At 38.0% G+C, this 17,064-nt stretch carries 19 protein-coding genes and 1 other RNA gene; 13 read left to right on the forward strand and 7 right to left on the reverse strand.

The window, feature by feature from the left end:
• Nucleotides 1-10 precede the first annotated feature (10 nt).
• Both LJC66_RS06775 and LJC66_RS06780 read left to right on the forward strand, forming a co-directional pair.
• Entirely contained in the window at nucleotides 11-1,156 is a 1,146-nt protein-coding gene (locus tag LJC66_RS06775; protein ID WP_230932095.1) for a trans-sulfuration enzyme family protein, read from the forward strand.
• Nucleotides 1,140-2,321 carry a trans-sulfuration enzyme family protein gene (locus LJC66_RS06780; RefSeq protein WP_014460952.1) on the forward strand — a complete coding sequence of 394 codons (1,182 nt, stop codon included), beginning with the start codon at nucleotides 1,140-1,142 and terminating at the stop codon, nucleotides 2,319-2,321. The genes LJC66_RS06775 and LJC66_RS06780 overlap by 17 nt, the downstream gene beginning before the upstream one ends.
• A 324-nt stretch (nucleotides 2,322-2,645) precedes the next feature.
• Here LJC66_RS06780 and LJC66_RS06785 read toward each other — a convergent pair whose 3' ends face one another.
• The 4 genes from LJC66_RS06785 to LJC66_RS06800 form a co-directional block, all read right to left on the reverse strand.
• Nucleotides 2,646-2,912: a hypothetical protein gene (locus tag LJC66_RS06785; protein WP_230932096.1), complete on the reverse strand. Its 267-nt coding sequence runs from the start codon at nucleotides 2,910-2,912 to the stop codon at nucleotides 2,646-2,648.
• Between the two features lie 62 nt (nucleotides 2,913-2,974).
• The gene (locus tag LJC66_RS06790) at nucleotides 2,975-3,634 is read right to left on the reverse strand and encodes an SIMPL domain-containing protein (protein WP_230932097.1); all 660 of its coding nucleotides are present in this window, start codon (nucleotides 3,632-3,634) and stop codon (nucleotides 2,975-2,977) included.
• A gap of 228 nt (nucleotides 3,635-3,862) precedes the next feature.
• The gene (gene putP / locus LJC66_RS06795) at nucleotides 3,863-5,341 is read right to left on the reverse strand and encodes a sodium/proline symporter PutP (RefSeq protein WP_230932098.1); all 1,479 of its coding nucleotides are present in this window, start codon (nucleotides 5,339-5,341) and stop codon (nucleotides 3,863-3,865) included.
• Between the two features lie 292 nt (nucleotides 5,342-5,633).
• Nucleotides 5,634-6,179, reverse strand: a complete 546-nt coding sequence (locus tag LJC66_RS06800; protein WP_016763474.1) for a YhcN/YlaJ family sporulation lipoprotein — start codon at nucleotides 6,177-6,179, stop codon at nucleotides 5,634-5,636.
• 111 nt (nucleotides 6,180-6,290) lie between these two features.
• On the opposite strand from LJC66_RS06800, the gene LJC66_RS06805 reads away from it, so the two are divergent.
• The 3 genes from LJC66_RS06805 (at nucleotide 6,291) to LJC66_RS06815 (ending at nucleotide 7,230) form a co-directional block, all read left to right on the forward strand.
• Entirely contained in the window at nucleotides 6,291-6,458 is a 168-nt protein-coding gene (locus LJC66_RS06805; protein ID WP_013056129.1) for a hypothetical protein, read from the forward strand.
• 287 nt (nucleotides 6,459-6,745) lie between these two features.
• On the forward strand, nucleotides 6,746-6,949 hold the full coding sequence (locus LJC66_RS06810) for a cold-shock protein (RefSeq protein ID WP_013056130.1): 204 nt from the start codon (nucleotides 6,746-6,748) through the stop codon (nucleotides 6,947-6,949).
• Between the two features lie 104 nt (nucleotides 6,950-7,053).
• On the forward strand, nucleotides 7,054-7,230 hold the full coding sequence (locus tag LJC66_RS06815; RefSeq protein ID WP_165575379.1) for a hypothetical protein: 177 nt from the start codon (nucleotides 7,054-7,056) through the stop codon (nucleotides 7,228-7,230).
• Nucleotides 7,231-7,445: 215 nt separating this feature from the next.
• On the opposite strand, the gene LJC66_RS06820 is transcribed toward LJC66_RS06815, so the two are convergent.
• The 3 genes from LJC66_RS06820 to LJC66_RS06830 all read right to left on the reverse strand — a co-directional run bounded on the left by LJC66_RS06820 (nucleotide 7,446) and on the right by LJC66_RS06830 (nucleotide 9,833).
• The gene (locus tag LJC66_RS06820) at nucleotides 7,446-7,757 is read right to left on the reverse strand and encodes a DUF6509 family protein (RefSeq protein ID WP_050691214.1); all 312 of its coding nucleotides are present in this window, start codon (nucleotides 7,755-7,757) and stop codon (nucleotides 7,446-7,448) included.
• Between the two features lie 160 nt (nucleotides 7,758-7,917).
• Complete coding sequence (locus tag LJC66_RS06825; RefSeq protein ID WP_230932099.1) at nucleotides 7,918-9,432, reverse strand: sensor domain-containing diguanylate cyclase; 1,515 nt, start codon at nucleotides 9,430-9,432, stop codon at nucleotides 7,918-7,920.
• Between the two features lie 149 nt (nucleotides 9,433-9,581).
• Nucleotides 9,582-9,833 (reverse strand): hypothetical protein, encoded by a 252-nt coding sequence (locus LJC66_RS06830; RefSeq protein ID WP_013056134.1) that lies wholly within the window; start codon nucleotides 9,831-9,833, stop codon nucleotides 9,582-9,584.
• Nucleotides 9,834-9,954: 121 nt separating this feature from the next.
• Here LJC66_RS06830 and LJC66_RS06835 point away from each other — a divergent pair, with 121 nt between their 5' ends.
• From LJC66_RS06835 to LJC66_RS06870, 8 genes are all read left to right on the forward strand, one after another.
• The gene (locus tag LJC66_RS06835; protein ID WP_285852691.1) at nucleotides 9,955-12,225 is read left to right on the forward strand and encodes a DEAD/DEAH box helicase; all 2,271 of its coding nucleotides are present in this window, start codon (nucleotides 9,955-9,957) and stop codon (nucleotides 12,223-12,225) included.
• Between the two features lie 4 nt (nucleotides 12,226-12,229).
• Nucleotides 12,230-13,480 (forward strand): ribonuclease H-like domain-containing protein, encoded by a 1,251-nt coding sequence (locus tag LJC66_RS06840; protein ID WP_230932101.1) that lies wholly within the window; start codon nucleotides 12,230-12,232, stop codon nucleotides 13,478-13,480.
• 346 nt (nucleotides 13,481-13,826) lie between these two features.
• On the forward strand, nucleotides 13,827-14,291 hold the full coding sequence (locus LJC66_RS06845) for a spore coat protein (RefSeq protein ID WP_176583848.1): 465 nt from the start codon (nucleotides 13,827-13,829) through the stop codon (nucleotides 14,289-14,291).
• A 63-nt stretch (nucleotides 14,292-14,354) separates the two neighbouring features.
• Nucleotides 14,355-14,906, forward strand: coding sequence for an SLOG family protein (locus LJC66_RS06850; protein WP_025749350.1), 552 nt, complete (start codon nucleotides 14,355-14,357; stop codon nucleotides 14,904-14,906).
• A gap of 104 nt (nucleotides 14,907-15,010) precedes the next feature.
• Nucleotides 15,011-15,343, forward strand: coding sequence for a cell division regulator GpsB (gene gpsB, locus LJC66_RS06855; protein WP_013056140.1), 333 nt, complete (start codon nucleotides 15,011-15,013; stop codon nucleotides 15,341-15,343).
• A 63-nt stretch (nucleotides 15,344-15,406) separates the two neighbouring features.
• Nucleotides 15,407-15,795, forward strand: an RNA gene (gene rnpB / locus LJC66_RS06860) — RNase P RNA component class B.
• A 247-nt stretch (nucleotides 15,796-16,042) separates the two neighbouring features.
• On the forward strand, nucleotides 16,043-16,387 hold the full coding sequence (locus LJC66_RS06865; RefSeq protein ID WP_230932102.1) for a lmo0954 family membrane protein: 345 nt from the start codon (nucleotides 16,043-16,045) through the stop codon (nucleotides 16,385-16,387).
• A gap of 36 nt (nucleotides 16,388-16,423) precedes the next feature.
• The gene (locus LJC66_RS06870; RefSeq protein ID WP_013056142.1) at nucleotides 16,424-17,050 is read left to right on the forward strand and encodes a PspA/IM30 family protein; all 627 of its coding nucleotides are present in this window, start codon (nucleotides 16,424-16,426) and stop codon (nucleotides 17,048-17,050) included.
• Nucleotides 17,051-17,064: the final 14 nt, after the last annotated feature.

Below are 17,064 nucleotides of genomic sequence, written 5' to 3' on the forward strand. Positions count from 1 at the left end.
AGAGAAATAGATGAAAATTGAAACTTTATTAGTTCGTTCAGGAGTAGGTCGTGACCCTTCAACAGGTTCTATTACAACACCCATTTACCAAGCATCAACATTTGCTCATCCTGCTTTAGGGCAAAGTACAGGATTTGACTATGCACGTACGGCAAACCCTACTCGTACAGCATTGGAAGAAGCAATTGCTGCTTTGGAAAAAGGAGAAGTAGGAGTAGCATTCGCTTCAGGAATGGCGGGTGTAATGGCAGTTTTAGCACTATTTAAAAACGGAGATCATTTAATTGTATCAGAGGATTTATACGGAGGAACGTACCGATTACTAAATGAAATCTTTTCAGAGCAAGGAATTACTGTTTCGTACGTCAACACAGCCCATCTCGAACAAGTAAAAGATGCGCTTCGTTCTAATACAAAAGCTTTATTTATTGAAACACCTACGAATCCAATGATGCACGTGACTGATTTGCCAGAAGCAATTGCGTTAGCTAAACAGCATGATTTGCTTACTATCGTTGACAATACCTTCATGTCGCCTTATTATCAGCGTCCTTTAGAGCTTGGAGCAGATATTGTGATACATAGCGCAAGCAAATACATTGGGGGTCATAATGATGTAGTTGCTGGTCTTGTAGTGGCTCGATGTAGTAGCTTAGGAGAGAAAATTCGTTTTTATCAAAATGCAGCGGGGGCAATCTTAGGTCCACAGGACAGCTGGTTGTTATTACGCGGTGTTAAAACGCTAGCGCTTCGTATGGAAAAGCATAATGAAAACGCACTGAAAATTGCAAATTGGCTTACTGCTCATGATCTCGTGGAAAAAGTGTATTACCCTGGTCTTGAAACACATCCAGGCTATGAAATCATGAAGAAACAAGCAACTGGATTTGGAGGCATGATTTCTTTTGCTGTCTCACACCCTGATATCGTGTCAGTACTTTTAGAAAATGTCAAAGTTATTACATTTGCAGAAAGCTTAGGAGGCGTGGAAAGTTTAATGACATTCCCAGCTCGTCAAACACATGCTGATATTCCGGAGGAAATTCGAAATCGTGTCGGAGTAACAAACTGTTTACTGCGATTATCAGTTGGAATTGAGCACGCAGATGATTTAATTAAAGATTTGAAGGAGGCATTTGATGCATACCAACAATAATAAACATAGATTTGGAACGAACTTAATTCATGCAAATACAGGAATTGACGGTCATTTTGGAGCGGTTAACGTACCTATTTATCAGGTATCTACATTTAACCAAGAAGATGAGACGAACAACGGCCGCTATGACTATTCTCGTTCAGGGAATCCAACTCGTGAGGCTTTAGAAAACACCATTGCTCAGCTAGAAAATGGATACGCTGGTTTTGCTTTTTCATCAGGTATGGCTGCTATCTCATCGGTGTTATCTATTTTTGAATCAGGGGATGAAATTTTAGTTTCACATGATACGTACGGCGGGACATATCGTGTATTAACACGATTATTTTCAAAGTTTGGTATCAAAACAACTTTTGTTGATACAACGAAGGTTGAGAAAGTAGAAGAAGCTATCACAAAAGATACGAAGGCCATTTATATCGAAAGCCCTTCAAATCCATTTTTACAGGTAACGGATATTAAAGCAGTAGCAAGTTTGGCGAAGGAGCGCAATCTCCTTACAATTGTGGATAACACGTTTTTAACACCTTATCTACAGCAGCCGATTGACCTTGGTGTAAACATTGTGATTCATAGTGCTACAAAATACATCAGCGGCCACAGTGACGTCATTGGCGGTTTAGTTGTAGTAAGCGATGAAAAGCTAGCAGAAGAAGTAAAGTTTGTACAAAATGCTTTTGGTGCTATCTTGGGACCGCAGGATTGTTTTTTACTGCTTCGAGGAATTAAGACATTAAAAGTTCGTTTAGATCAGCAGTTAAAAACAGCGCTACAGTTTGCAAAATGGCTTGAAGAACAATCTCTAGTGAGCCGTGTATACTACCCGGGCTTAAAAAGTCATCCAGACCACAAACTGATTTCAGAACAAGCAAATGGATACGGAGCTATGATTTCTTTCCAAGTACAGGATGAAAAAGTAGCACGACATATTTTACAAGGAGTCAAATTAGCTTCAATTGGCGTTAGTCTAGGTGCAGTTGAATCCATTCTAACGCATCCTGCAACAATGTCTCATGCAAGTATCCCAAAAGAAGTACGTGAAGAAAAAGGAATTACTGATTCACTCCTTCGCCTTTCAGTAGGGTTAGAGGAATTTGAGGATTTGAAGCAAGACTTTAACGCTGTTTTTCAAAGCTTAGAAGAAAAAGCGTTAATTAAATAAAGAAAAGAGACTGGGACAAAAGTATTCTAGTTAAAGTTAAACAAGAACTATTAATCAAAATTACTGATTAATAGTTCTTGTTTTTTGTTGTTACGGTGAACGTAGGTTTCATCTATTTCGTTGCTTCTAGCGGTTGATTGGAGGGCAAGGCGTAGACTCCTGCGGGAAAAACGGAAGGGATGAGACCACGCAGTAGCACAAGCGACGAGGAGGCTCATAGGCAGCCCGCGGAAAGCGAAGCCTTGCACGGAAATCAACCGCGGTGTCACAAGCGGTTCAGCTCCTTTATCCCATTTGTTCGTCTTTACACTGGATTGATATCCGTTATACACAGCTATCTAAAAGGTTTGTGTATAGGGACGCAAGCGCAACTTTTTCATCAGAGGAAAGACTGCTGTTTAGAATTCTTTTTATGCCAAGGTGATATTTTACATACGGTGTTTGCCGGACGCGTGGATGAGTCATTTCATCTTTTAAATCTTTCATAATGGCTTCGTGAAGCTGATCTTCACTTGTCATGGCTTGTTTAGAAGCGAACGAACGGTTCAACCATAGGGTTTGATAAGCTGCTAGTAAATGTTCAGAAGTCATTGTGCAAAGAGCTCCTTTAGATTAGTTTCTTCATTATAATAATCTATAGTTTACCACAAGTATTAATACGTGTACGTAACTTTTACAGAAGCAGATACAATCAAGGACTGAGCTTGAATAGGGGGAGAGGCTGCTAATAACTTAGGCGAGGAGCCAGATGACTGATAGACAGGTCCTTCTTCGATTAAAATAGGAATTTGGTTAATAGGGAGCTGCAGCGTGTTGGCAATGGTAAAGGCCTTTTCTTTAGCGTTAAGCAAAGCTTTGCTTATCGCTTCTTGTTCATATTTATCATCATTTGTAACGTGGAATTGAAGATCTTGCGCTACGTTGGCTCCGCTTGAAAACGTAGCGTTATAAACATCGCCAGCTTGTTTTACATCTTGTACTCTTACTCTAAATAAGTGCTGTACTTCGTATCCTATAAGAATCGATTTTCCATCGCTGTAATCATATTTAGGATTTATAGTGAACGAAGCTGTTTCAATTTGCTGGTCATTGATTCCAAGTTTTTTTATCTCTTGCAGCAGAGTATTTGAAACAGCTGAATTTTCTTTTAAGGCTTCTTGAACATCTCGGTTTTCCGTGCGCGTTCCAATCGTCATGGAAATTTCATTTGGAATGGCTGAAGCACTTCCTTCACCAGTTACTTTAATTTCTCTATTTTGTGTATCTACGCGCAGTTGCTGTGTAGGTTCATAAGGGAAATAAGAATGTTGCATACCAAAAACCTCCTTTATTGATCTTTAGTATATATATGATAAGAAAAGGAGATTAAAAACAAAAAGAGATTGAGACATAACTAAATCAAACGCTAGAAGCACCTACATACATGAAATCTACATTCACCATACCAATAAAAAAATCCGAACGAATTTGATTCTTCATCAAGAATCAAATTCGTTCGGATCTTCCTTCAACTAACGTACTTTTCTTCAGCTTCTTTTTGTTTATTTCGATTCTTTAATTAATATTTCTTTCATTTCAATGAATTGATTTTGAACATCGTTTGACGGTTTCTTTGTTAGTAAACTTACAATAACAACAGCTAATAAGCTTAAAAAGAACCCAGGAATCATTTCGTAAAGGGCATCTTTCAATGGAGTATTTACCCAAATTAATACTGTAGCAGCACCTACAATCATCCCTGCAAGTGCTCCCCATCGAGTCATACGCTTCCAGTAAAGACTTAGTAAAATAGCAGGACCAAAAGCTGAACCAAATCCAGCCCAAGCATATCCAACCAGCCCTAAAATCGTATCACTAGGTTTTAAAGAAAGCAAAATGCCAATAATTGCAACACCTAAAACCGCAGCTCTTCCAACCGTCACAAGCTCTTTGTCAGAGGCCTTGCGTCGGAAAAATGTTTTATAAAAGTCTTCTGTAACAGAGCTTGCCGTTACAAGCAGCTGAGAAGAAATGGTACTCATAATTGCCGCTAGTAAAGCTGCATATAAGAATCCAGTAATTAACGGATTGAAGAGTATATCCGCAAATTTAATAAAAATAGTTTCAGGATCTGCTAGTTTCATACCTGTTTTTTCTACATATGCAATCCCAACAAGTCCTGTCAGCATAGCACCAATAATAGAAATAATCATCCAGCTCATTCCAATACGACGGGCGGGTTTTAACTCCTTAACAGAAGAGATAGCCATAAAGCGAACGATAATATGAGGCTGTCCGAAATAGCCAAGTCCCCAGGCTAAGAAAGATATAATACCTAAAACGGTCGTACCTTTAAAAATGTCAAGATATGCTGGATTAATGTCCTGTACAATATCTATTGTTGTGTTAACGCCTCCAACATTGGTGAAAGCTACAATAGGTACTAAAACTAAGGCAAGAAACATAATAACACCTTGAACAAAATCTGTTAAACTAACGGCTAAAAATCCACCGAAAAGGGTGTAGGCAATAACAACAGATGCTGTTACAAATAAGCCAATTTGATAATTCACACCAAATGCCGATTCGAACAATCGTCCGCCTGATACCATACCAGCTGAAGTGTAAAGAGTGAAGAAAATAAAGATAACAATCGCTGATACTGTTCGAAGAACCTTAGCATGGTCGCCAAAGCGATTTTCAAAAAAGTCCGGAATTGTAATGGAGTCATTCGCTACTTCCGTATAAGTGCGAAGACGCGGAGCGAGGATTAAATAATTTAAATACGCACCAATAGATAAACCTACTGCAAGCCATAAACTTGAAAGACCTGTCACATACATGGATCCCGGAAGACCCATTAACATCCATCCACTCATATCTGAAGCACCTGCTGAAAGCGCAGTAACAGCCGGACCTAGTCCGCGTCCGCCTAGCATGTAACCCGATACGTCTTGAGTTGTTTTTGTGTAGGCATACCATCCTATTCCAAGCATTCCTACAAAATAAATGCCCAGTGAAATATAAACACCAATATCCACGAAATCTCCCCTTTATGCATTTTTTATGCATGAAACGAGTACTACTCGCCATGCAAACATCTTATGGTTCCTAAAACTAACAAACTTTTCCCTTACTATCAACCCACAAAACCGTAAAATACATAAGGCGAAAATCCCCTATCCCTCTATAATAAAGAAATGAAATCGTTTTCAAAATAAAATAAAATAAAAATATTCAGAAACTTATAAGCGCACTTTTTATGCAATATTTTATGCAATAGGTAAAATGAAAAGAGCATTTTATAAAATGCTCTTTTGACATTCATGTATATTAGCGTGAATTCGGGAACACGCGTCGAACAACTTCTGAAAACTCGTCAAACAGTCCAGAAACTGGTTTACCTGTTTGGAGCTTGTCCACATATCCGTTCATACGGTTTACAAAATCAGGGTTTGTTGAAACAAATACTCGATGAACACTACCGTCTGCTTTTCTTACTTCGTGTGCGATTTTATGCTCCATATCTTTTGTAAGATTACCTTCTTTGTTGTCGTCTAATACAGCGGCCACATAAGCTGTATGATCGGTTACGATGACATTAGCATCTTTTACGTTTTTTAACGCTACGATACGATCAGCCGCCACATCGGCTACTCTCATTCCGCCGGACTGATTATACTGTTCTTTTTCGTTACGCTGTACGTCTTGCGTATCGTTTACGTCATTCATTTTCGTTTTATTGTTCCCATTTTCATATGTGACATTGCGGACTGTATCATCATCAATGACGCCATCTTTACCTTGATCTGCTGTGCTGCAGCCGAATAAAGAAAGGGTCGTCATGCAGCCTACAACAAACAAAAACGATTTCTTCATGATAGTATCACTCCTTATAAGTTTTAACCTTTCTTATAATTTGTTAAAAACGTGTGAAGCATACATGAAAAATATAAAAAAGCCTATACTATCGAAAAAGGAGGAATATGTATGAGTGGAATTCAACAAAGCATATTTGTGCTTCATACAAAAGAAGAAAACCATGAAGAAACAACAACATTTGCACTAACTTCAGAAGAAGCTAAGCTATTATTTGAGACCCTGCAAAATAAACGCAAAGAAATTATCGACGCCCACATTGATAACATGTTGACGTAAGGAAGATAAATATTTTGCAAAACGGATGAGCCATATGTTAAGAATGGCCCAATATTTGCATTCTACATATAGGTATAGTATAATGTAAACGCAACCAAATTTAATAAATGTAATGAATACTACTTTTGACCATATACCCGAATTAGATTTAGTGAAAATTCACTTGTTATAAAGGAGATCTACTTCGCGTAGGTCTCTTTTATAATATGTGAATTTTTTATTTACGGTATAAATGTAAATATAGAGTAACATATTAAAATTTTTACATTTTTTGGAGGTTTTTTTACATGGCTACTACAGGTACAGTAAAATGGTTTAACAGTGAAAAAGGCTTCGGTTTTATCGAAGTACCAGGCGAAAATGACGTATTTGTTCATTTTTCAGCTATCCAATCTGAAGGCTTCAAAACATTAGAAGAAGGTCAAAAAGTTGAATTTGAAATCGTTGAAGGCCAACGTGGACCTCAAGCGGAGAATGTTGTAAAATTATAATTCAACGCTACATATGAAAGCTGCCGATAGGCAGCTTTTTTTGTACAAATTTGTTTTATTTATATGATTAAGAAAATAGATTAAAGTAGGGGAGAAGAGAAGGCATGAGTTCATTTCATTGCTGTGCCACATGTCAACATTTTCAAAGTATTAAATTGGATAAGGGAATGAAGTATCGATGCAAAAGACTTGGCTATGAAACCCGTCCTTCGTATCAGTTTACATGCTGGGAGCCAAAAGAAGTAGTTAAAAAGCTAATGGAAAAACGAAATCAAAAATGAGGCTGGGACATAACGAAATCAATTCAATCTACAGACGAACAAATGAGCTGGTAGGGCTCGTTTGTTACACAACAGCTAGAAGCAGTTACATACATAAAACCTACGTTCACTCTACCAATGAAAAAATCCGAACGAGTTTGATTCTCCACTAAGAACCTCGATTCATCGTTCGGATTTTCCTTCAACTAAAATACGTTTGTCCCAGTCTCTTTTAATTATTCCTCGTTATTTGTACCTTCCTCTGAAGGTAAATGCTTCCCGCAAAATTCTTTTACAACTTCTTCTTCCTCTTCTTCAAGGTCGAAGTCTAATACTTTATTTGTTGAAACTTCGTAGAAATGAGTTTGGGCAATAGAAGTGTTATCTTCGCTTTTAATATATACTACGCGTAGTGCTAGGTCGTTGCCCGTATATAATTCATCATCTTCTTCTACCTCAATGTATAAATGAAATTCATAGCGTTCACCTAGAAGGAGACCAAATGGATCCTGCAATTGTTCAGCTGTATATTCTTTAATTGTAAACATATGTACGTCCTTTCCATATATCAGTAAAATACTTGCATCATCTATTATAGTTTTTCTTTGCAAAGAAAGAAAGTGCATGCGTAATTCATGCACGGATTTATTCCTTGAACGTTCTATTTAGCGAATCTACCTGATGCGATGGCGCAAGGACTTCGATGATTTACTTAAATGTGGAAGAAACGCGCGTATGTTTTTGCTTATACATGGAAGCATCTGCTTTTTGAATTAATGTATCTAGGTTGGTGTCGTCTGAAGGAGGTGCACATATAATAAATCCGTAACTCGCAGACAGTGCATACGGCTTATTAAATTCTTTCTTTTTATCTTCTAGCTGTTCATTAATATTTTGCCACAGCTCTTGTACGTATTCTTCCGTTTGTTCAGGAGCAATTAATAAAAACTCATCTCCTCCGTAGCGAAAGAGCGTATCATCGTTACCAATATAACCACTAATTGATTCTGCTATTGTTTTAATAAGCCAGTCGCCTTCTCTATGACCATATTGATCATTTACTAGTTTTAAAGAATTAATATCGATAAAGCATAATAGGAAAGATGTATGATTGGTTTTAGCTCTCAGCAGTTCCAGCTGCAGTTTTTCCATTCCGCTTCTTCGATTTAAAATTCCGGTTAGCATATCAGTTGAAGCGTGCAAGCTCAATTCATGCTCAACCGCTTTTAAATCGGTTATGTCGGTAATACCTGCGAGTATGCAGCTTTCGCTTTGATACTCTAGTAATTCATAATTGATCATAACCCACTTAGAATCTCCATGTTCACGTGCTTCTAGGATGTAGTTTTTTACATATTTCTCTTGTTGAAGACGTTTTAAAATCTCCTCTCGATCTTCATCAGTAGGATAGATTATAAATCCGTCTATTTGATCAAGATCTTGAGAAGCAAGATTGTAAAAATGAATAGCTTTATTGTTAATGAGCAGCACTTTGTGGTCGGATAATCTCGTTAATAGCAAAGGATAGGGATTAATTTTGAACAGCGTAAAAAAATTACGTTCGCTTTCTTTTAGCTGTAAATGATTCATATATTCTCTGTGACGGTATGTATAAAGAATGTATGAAATAAGTAAAGCGATAGCAACTGCTGCAGTTGTATTGATCTGCTTTGAAATAAGTGAAAAAGAATCCGGTACATATCGTGATAAGCCGTATAGTAAAAAAAGATGGTTAGGAATAAAAATGATGCACAGATGTTTTAATTTCATAGGACATAAAACAGCTGTGGAAATCAAAAGCATCATATACACGTCTACGCGACCTGTGAAAAGCTGACTGTTAATAGTAGAAAGTGCTGCAGCAAATACGTAATAAAATATATAGCCATATACAATGGTACTTAAGTAGTTAGCAAACCGTTCTTTTCTCTTACTAACATAATAGAAAAATAAATAAAGAGAGGAGAGAGCAAAACTAGTGAAATGAATACCAATTAGTGTATGTCTAAACTGAGATGTCCCCGCATGTTGAAGTAAAGAAAACCCTATATAAATATAAATAGGATAGGAAACTACAAGAGCAAGTGAAACTAGCTTGACTCTCTGTTGAAGCATCTCTACATTCGTTTTATCGAACATTTTATTTTCATTAACTTCTCTTCCTGAAGGAAAACGAAATTTCTTCAAAAAGGAGAAAGGTAAAAGCGAAAGAAGAAATGACATGACCATCATCTCCATATCTTTTTTAGGTATTTTAGCATGTTTCTATAAGAAAAGACATGAATTTTTTAGATGAAAATGTCTGCTTTTTGATTAAGAAAAAGCATAAAGATTTATATGATTAAAGGTGAGGCTAAAGAGCCTCACCTTTTTTATTGAAGTTTATTCGATTCAGCATGCCGTACAAACATGGTTTCATCTTCTACTAATCCGCAAGCTCCGCACTGAATGCGTTTTTGCGGTCCGTTATAAGCAGCGTGAAAGGCATCGAGCGTATCGTTTGTGTATTCTTCTACGACGTCTCCGCTTCTTGGATCCATTTTTACAGGTTTTGCATTTTGTTCAATGATATTAAAACGCGTTCGATTTGTTTTGCAGCTAGGGCAAAGATAAGGGCTTCCCATTTTTAACATCTCCTTGAAAAATTTACTGTATTAATACCATGTCCGAATCCACCAAAAACATACAAAAACTTATGGTTTTCTATCGAACGTTCATTCGTTAAAATAGAAGCAGGTGATGAAAATGAGAATACGAAAAAACTTACAAGAAGTAATGGATATCTTGCAAACGAATCCATCGTATCAGAAAAATATTGTTCATTGGCATACAATCGAAGAGAAAGAAGCTAAAACTGCGCCATTTCCGGCTTCTTTGCATACGAAACTGCGTCAAGCACTTGAGAACCGAGGAATTGGTTCGCTTTATACGCATCAAAAAACAGCGTTTGATTTGGCGACAGCTAAGAAGAATGTTGTGGCTGTGACGCCGACAGCATCGGGGAAAACATTGTGTTACAATTTACCGGTACTTCAGAGTATTATGGAGAATGATCAGGCTAGAGCTCTTTATTTGTTTCCAACAAAAGCGCTTGCCCAAGATCAAAAAAGTGAATTAAATGAAATCATTGAAGAAATGGAAGTACCAATCAATAGCTACACGTATGATGGAGATACTCCGGCAAATATCCGTCAAAAGGTAAGAAAAGCAGGTCATATTGTTATTACGAATCCAGATATGCTTCATTCAGCTATTTTACCTCATCATACTAAATGGGTATCACTGTTTGAAAACCTGAAGTACATTGTGATTGATGAACTTCATACGTACCGCGGTGTTTTTGGAAGCCACGTAGCTAACGTTATACGCCGGTTAAAGCGAATTTGCCGCTACTATGGAAGCAATCCTATCTTTATTTGTACATCAGCGACCATCGCTAACCCAAAAGAACTTGCTGAGCATTTAACGGGAGCTCATGTTATGTTAGTAGATAACAACGGAGCGCCTAGCGGCCGCAAGCATTTTATTTTTTATAACCCGCCTATTGTTAATAAACCTTTAAACATTAGAAGAAGTGCTACGCTTGAAGTGCGAAATATTGCAGGAGAGTTTTTGGAAAATAAAATTCAAACGATTGTATTTGCACGAAGCCGAGTACGAGTGGAAATTATTTTAACGTATCTGCAGGAGCTCGTAAAAAACCAGCTTCAAAATAAGTCTATTCAAGGGTACCGCGGAGGATATTTGCCGAAGCAGCGACGCGAAATAGAAAGAGGACTTCGAGAGGGAAGTATTTACGGGGTAGTCAGTACGAATGCTTTAGAGCTAGGAGTGGATATCGGGCAGCTGCAGGTGTGTGTGATGACAGGTTATCCAGGCACGGTTGCAAGCGCTTGGCAGCAAGCAGGACGAGCAGGGAGACGTCACGGAGAAGCCGTCATTGTGATGGTCGCAAGTTCAAGTCCGCTTGATCAGTATATGATTCAGCATCCCGATTACTTTTTTAGCAGAAATCCAGAAACAGCTCGAATTAATCCTGATAATCTTGTTATTTTAGTCGATCATTTAAAATGCGCGTCCTATGAGCTGCCGTTTAAGCAGGGAGAAACATTTGATGGGGTAGAAATTGAAGACGTGCTGGAGTTTTTGCAAGAAGAGCGAGTGATTCATTTTAGCGGAGACAAATGGTACTGGATGAATGATTCGTTTCCAGCTCATAATATCAGTCTGCGCTCTGCATCCCAAGAAAATGTTGTCATCATTGATCAATCGGACGTTGCAAATGTGAAAGTAATTGGAGAAATGGATCGCTTTAGTGCCATGACGCTTCTTCATGATGAGGCGATTTACTTGCATCAAGGCATTCAGTATCAAGTAGAATACTTGGACTGGGATGAGAAAAAAGCGTATGTTCGTGAAGTCGATGTAGACTATTTCACCGATGCAAACTTAGCGGTTAACTTAAAGGTTCTAGAAGCTGATAAAGAACGACTGGAAAGGACATATTCAATCGGTTACGGTGATGTAATGGTCAGCGCTATGGCTACGATATTTAAAAAAATAAAGTTTGAGACGCATGAAAACATAGGGTCAGGTCCCATTTCACTTCCGGAAGAAGAGCTTCATACAAATGCCGTGTGGCTAAGCTTTGAAAAAGAACAGTTTTACGAATCTGAAGAACGATTGGAACAAGCGCTCATTTCCGTGGCAAATGCCATTCAGTCAATTGCACCGCTTATGGTGATGTGCGACCCGGCTGATTTACATGTAGTGCCTCAGATAAAAGCGGTGCACAACGAACAGCCGACTATCTTCTTATATGATCGATACCCGGGAGGCATTGGACTAAGTGATAAAGTATACGAACAAATGAATGATGTGCTAAATCAAACCAATCAATTAATTGTAAATTGTTCTTGCCAAAGCGGCTGTCCGTCTTGTATCGGTATGGAAGCACAGGGAGAACACGCAAAAAGCGATGCGCTCGTGCTGCTACAACAACTGCAAAGTAGGTGAACTCTTGTCTTTTAAAAATAAATTAAACCGTATGAAAAAGCATCTTCATGTTACAGAAGCAAAGCCGCCGGTTGAAAGTAACCCGCAGCGACCTAAGAGCGCATCTATTCCCTATGAGCAGGAATGGAAGGGAAATCATGCTGTGCCTTACTTTGCGGAAGACAGCTACTGTATGATCAGAGAAGTGGTGTACCCGCTCGACTACAAACATGGACATTATGAATTTAATGAGCTGAAAAAAGTAGTGCAAGTATGGAATCGGTCTACAGTTGCTCATCCGCTCTCATCAAAAGGCCACACATATTCAGATTTATTTTTCTTTGATACGGAAACGACGGGGCTTAGTACAGGTACGGGAACAACTATCTTTTTGCTAGGATATGCAAGGGTGCTAAAAGATTCCGTCGTTTTTCGTCAGCATATATTAACGGAGCCAAGTGGAGAAGTAGCATTTTACGAAAGTTTTTTAAAAGAAGTAGACTATACGACGCTTGTGACTTATAATGGGAAATCTTTCGATTGGCCTCACGTGAAGACTCGCCATACGCTATTGAGAGATCATTTGCCCAAGCTGCCTAAGTTCGGTCACTTTGATTTGCTGCATGCGTCAAGAAGGCTGTGGAAACACAAAATGAGTTCGGTGAAGCTTGCGAATGTCGAAAAAGAAATACTTGGAATTGAACGAGTTGATGATATTCCAGGTTTTTTAGCTCCCATGATTTATTTTGATTTTATTGAAACGAAAAATCCAAGAGGCTTATTCGATATTATGAAACATAATGAATATGATATTTTATCGCTTATTACCTTATACATTCATTTATCAAAGCATCTCCTTACTAGTGAGGAGTTTACAGAAAAAGAAACATACGAAGTAGCAAGATGGTACGAGCAGTTAGGGGAGAACAAGCACGCTTTCTCTCTTTATCAGGGCGTAGCGGAAAAAGAAAAAGAGGAGCATGAAAAAGCTCAGCTAGCGATGGCTTATCATTATAAAAAAGAGAAGAGTTGGAAAGAGGCAGTGGACATGTTTGAACCCTTGGTTCAAACATGTGAAGGTGACGTCGCTATAGAAGCATTGGTTGAGCTAGCTAAAATTTATGAGCATCGTCTCAAAGATGTGCATCAAGCACTTCTATATACTGAGCTGGCCTTGGAAAAGTGGAATCAACTCAGAGAAATGACTAAAAAAACGTCGAAGGAAGCGCTTGAAAAAAGACTTCTTAGACTAAAAAATAAATCAGCTAAAGCATAGACTTCAGCTGATTTATTTTAAAATATTCAGAATTATTATTCTTTTGTTTTTGTGGATGTTTTATATTGTTCTATTTTTCAGTCATTGATAAAATTAGTCAATGTAAGACTTATTCTTACAGCTTAAAAACAGAACTTTGGTGAGATGGAGAGAGGCCTCATGAAAAATGTGATTTTAGTATCATTTTTCGCATTAATTTGTTTAACAGTAATTGTCTTAAGCAGTTTGAAAAATTCGTATAACTCCTTTATGTAGGCCAAAAATAGGTGTTTGTCTTAGTACATGTACACTGCCCTTCACATATTGTAATAGTGTAATAACTAAACAGTGAAAGGGGAAAAAGGATATGTATCCAAGACCAACAAAATGTATGCCACCAATCGTGCATCCAACAAAATGCTGCACGCAGTTTACTTCTCAGGAGGTAGTTGTACCTCACATTCATCCAAGTCATAATACATTGGTGAATCATACAAATGTGAAGCACGTACATTACTTCCCGCAAACGCAATCTGTTGTAAATGAAACTTCAAATCAACAGTTTTTTGGCGGTGCGCAGCAATATCCAACTCAAGTAGGGGGAGCAGGCTATCCAGGTCAAATGGGAGGCTACCCAGGTCAAGTAGCAGGTGCTGGTTACCCAGGTCAAGGAGGTTACCCAGGTCAAGTAGCAGGTGCTAGTTACCCAGGTCAAGGAGGCTACCCAGGTCAAGTAGCAGGTGCTAGTTATCCGGGACACAAAGGTTGCGGCCAAGGAAGCTGTCATACAAAAGGCGCGCATCAAGGACCTAATTCAGGGTATTTTAGATAATGTACGTTAATAGGAGCTGATTACATCAGTTCCTATTCTATTTTGTTACAAAGGAGTTATATAATGAAGGTGCTAACGGTTACTGGTTATAAGCCATTCGAACTTGGGATTTTTAATGAAAAACATCAAGGCATTACATACATAAAAAAAGCGCTCTATAAAAAATTACAGGAATTAGTAGAAGATGGATTAGAATGGGTATTGATTAGTGGCCAGCTAGGAGTAGAGATTTGGGCAGCAGAAGTGGTATTTGATCTACAGCTCGATTATCCCCAGCTTCAGTTAGCTGTTTTAACACCATTTTTGGAGCAAGAAGAAAAATGGAATGAAGCCAATAAAGAATTGTATGAATTCGTCTTAAGTCAAGCAGATTATGTAGATAGCATCACAAAAAAGAAATATGAAAGTCCAGCACAGTTTCGGTTAAAAAATCAGTTTTTAGTAGAAAAAAGTGAAGGTATTTGTTTAGTTTACGACGAAGAGCACGAAGGAAGTCCTAAATATATGTTAGAAACGGCTAAAAAACGTGCTGAACGAGAAGAATACCCTATTATAATGGTGACGTCTCACGACTTACAGGATATCGTGGATGAAGAAAAATTTTCGTCTTTTTAACGCCACTTGGCGAAACATTTTAAAAGATAAATTGACATTTGAAGCTATTTTTGAAAAAATGAATTATAATAAAGATAAGGTTTATCGTATTCGAGGTGATAGAGATGTTAGCTGATAAGATTCGTTTAACGGCCAAAGAAATTTTAGAAAAAGAATTTAAAACAGGCATGAGAGGCTATAATCAAGAAGAAGTAGATAAGTATCTAGATTCTGTTATTAAAGATTATGAAGCATTTCATGAAGAAATTGAAGCATTACAAACTGAAAATTTACGCTTAAAAAAGCAAGTAGAAGAGTTATCTAAAAAGCCGCAACAACCTTCGTTTACCCCGCCGCCGGCTCAACAGCAGCAGCAAGCGGGTACGACAAACTTTGATATTTTAAAACGTTTGTCGAACTTAGAAAAACATGTGTTTGGAAGTAAATTATACGAATAACCTAAAAATAGGAGTTGCATTCAACTCCTATTTTTATTATACTAAGGAAAGTCGTTATCAATAACGTTCGGGTAATTGCTGCATCACATATGAGGATGTAGAGGAAAGTCCATGCTCGCACAGACTGCGATGTCTGTAGTGTTCGTGCCTAGCGAAGTCATAAGCTAGGGTAGCTGTTAAAAGCTAACGGCGGGGAAAAAGCCTAAGTCTTTTTAAGATATGGCTTGACTACTCTGAAAGTGCCACAGTGACGAAGTCTTATCAGAAATGGTAAGAGTGGAACGAGGTAAACCCCTCGAGCGAGAAACCCAAATAATGGTAGGGGAACTTTCTGGAAGGAACTGAACGGAAGGAAGGACAAAATGGTTACATTTTGTAGATAGATAATTGCCACCGGAGTACGAGGTAGCTAGCCGCTTGCAGTACAATGGTACAAAACATGGCTTACAGAACGTTATTGAAAAGCAATCGACACTTGTTGTTACACACTATATTTTAATCCAACCCAGCTCTTCGTATAACGGAAGAGCTTTTTTTATGTCAAAATGACAGCTTATCATAAGCTGTCATTTTTTTGTACAATCAGACTGAGCTTGTTGTCAGCCTTAGGTCTTAGGAGAAAATAAAGCTCTAGCTCGTTTTGAAAAAACGTCATAATCCTTAAACTAAGTATATAGATAAGCGAAAGGAGGAGACAAAATGAAAAAAGTTGGTTTGTTTTTGATTGGAGCGGTAGCTGCTATCGTTCTTTTTACAAATGTCGGTCCGATGGTAGGGCTTGCACTTGGCTTGGTTATTTTGTACGTAGCATTTAAAGGGTTTGTTAAAGCAGAGACCCCCTTTAAAAAATGGCTCTGGGGGTTTATTGGTGTTGTCGTACTCTTAACAACTGTTTCAAACCTTCCGGCCCTTGCTGGTATCATCGCAGCAGTCGTACTTTACATTGTATATAAAAAGTGGAACAGCAGCAGCCCTATAAAAACGGAAAAAGAAGATCCGTTTAAGCATTTTGAACGTCAGTGGGCTGACTTAAATCAAAAATAATAAAAGTTTACTTTATTATCTAAGGAGATGAACACAATGAGAAACTTATTTACTCGAATGAAAGAAACGATTTCTGCAGACCTTCATCAATTGCTTGATCACAAAGAACAAAAAAATCCAATTGCTGCACTAAACCACTATTTGCGTCAATGCGAGCAGGAAACCGAAAAGGTAAGGCAGCTTGTTGAGCGACAGCACACGTTAAAAGAACAGTTTAATCGCGAATATCATCTGGCCCTTGACATGATGAAAAAGCGCCATGAGCAAGCACAAGTAGCACAAGCAGCTGAAGAAGCGGAATTACATGAATTTATTTTAAAAGAACATGCTCACTACGAAGAGCGAGCAAAGCGCGTAAAAGAATCTTATGAAGATGCATCCAAGCAGTTAGAAGAGCTTGAACAAAAGTATGAAGAAATGAAGCATAAGGTAAAAGATATGCATATTCGCCGTATGGAACTAATGGGGCGCGAAAATATTGCTCGTGCGCATCATCGTATGAATTCAGTAATGAAAACAGAAGCATCTTATACGTCTTACAGCCAGTTTGACGAAATGGAAACCTATATTGACCAGCTTGAAAATCAAATTAATACAAATTACTATAGACAAACGGTAGACAGCAAGATTGCTGAATTAGAAAAAAGAGTAAAATCATCGTAAAAAATCAGTGTTTC

Origin of the sequence: Priestia sp. TSO9, assembly GCF_021029645.1 — a bacterium.
GTDB classification, from domain to species: domain Bacteria; phylum Bacillota; class Bacilli; order Bacillales; family Bacillaceae_H; genus Priestia; species Priestia megaterium_E.

Bases quoted from the DNA above. Each gene is read 5' to 3' on its own strand.
- LJC66_RS06815 (WP_165575379.1), top strand. From the start codon at position 7,054: ATGAGTTCATTTCATTGCTGTGCCACATGTCAACATTTTCAAAGTATT.
- LJC66_RS06870 (WP_013056142.1), top strand. From the start codon at position 16,424: ATGAGAAACTTATTTACTCGAATGAAAGAAACGATTTCTGCAGACCTT.
- LJC66_RS06850 (WP_025749350.1), top strand. From the start codon at position 14,355: ATGAAGGTGCTAACGGTTACTGGTTATAAGCCATTCGAACTTGGGATT.
- LJC66_RS06775 (WP_230932095.1), top strand. From the start codon at position 11: ATGAAAATTGAAACTTTATTAGTTCGTTCAGGAGTAGGTCGTGACCCT.
- LJC66_RS06785 (WP_230932096.1), bottom strand. From the start codon at position 2,912: ATGACTTCTGAACATTTACTAGCAGCTTATCAAACCCTATGGTTGAAC.
- LJC66_RS06845 (WP_176583848.1), top strand. From the start codon at position 13,827: ATGTATCCAAGACCAACAAAATGTATGCCACCAATCGTGCATCCAACA.
- LJC66_RS06790 (WP_230932097.1), bottom strand. From the start codon at position 3,634: ATGCAACATTCTTATTTCCCTTATGAACCTACACAGCAACTGCGCGTA.
- LJC66_RS06805 (WP_013056129.1), top strand. From the start codon at position 6,291: ATGAGTGGAATTCAACAAAGCATATTTGTGCTTCATACAAAAGAAGAA.
- LJC66_RS06820 (WP_050691214.1), bottom strand. From the start codon at position 7,757: ATGTTTACAATTAAAGAATATACAGCTGAACAATTGCAGGATCCATTT.
- LJC66_RS06835 (WP_285852691.1), top strand. From the start codon at position 9,955: ATGAGAATACGAAAAAACTTACAAGAAGTAATGGATATCTTGCAAACG.
- LJC66_RS06865 (WP_230932102.1), top strand. From the start codon at position 16,043: ATGAAAAAAGTTGGTTTGTTTTTGATTGGAGCGGTAGCTGCTATCGTT.
- LJC66_RS06825 (WP_230932099.1), bottom strand. From the start codon at position 9,432: ATGTCATTTCTTCTTTCGCTTTTACCTTTCTCCTTTTTGAAGAAATTT.
- LJC66_RS06780 (WP_014460952.1), top strand. From the start codon at position 1,140: ATGCATACCAACAATAATAAACATAGATTTGGAACGAACTTAATTCAT.
- LJC66_RS06800 (WP_016763474.1), bottom strand. From the start codon at position 6,179: ATGAAGAAATCGTTTTTGTTTGTTGTAGGCTGCATGACGACCCTTTCT.
- LJC66_RS06810 (WP_013056130.1), top strand. From the start codon at position 6,746: ATGGCTACTACAGGTACAGTAAAATGGTTTAACAGTGAAAAAGGCTTC.
- gpsB (WP_013056140.1), top strand. From the start codon at position 15,011: ATGTTAGCTGATAAGATTCGTTTAACGGCCAAAGAAATTTTAGAAAAA.
- LJC66_RS06830 (WP_013056134.1), bottom strand. From the start codon at position 9,833: ATGGGAAGCCCTTATCTTTGCCCTAGCTGCAAAACAAATCGAACGCGT.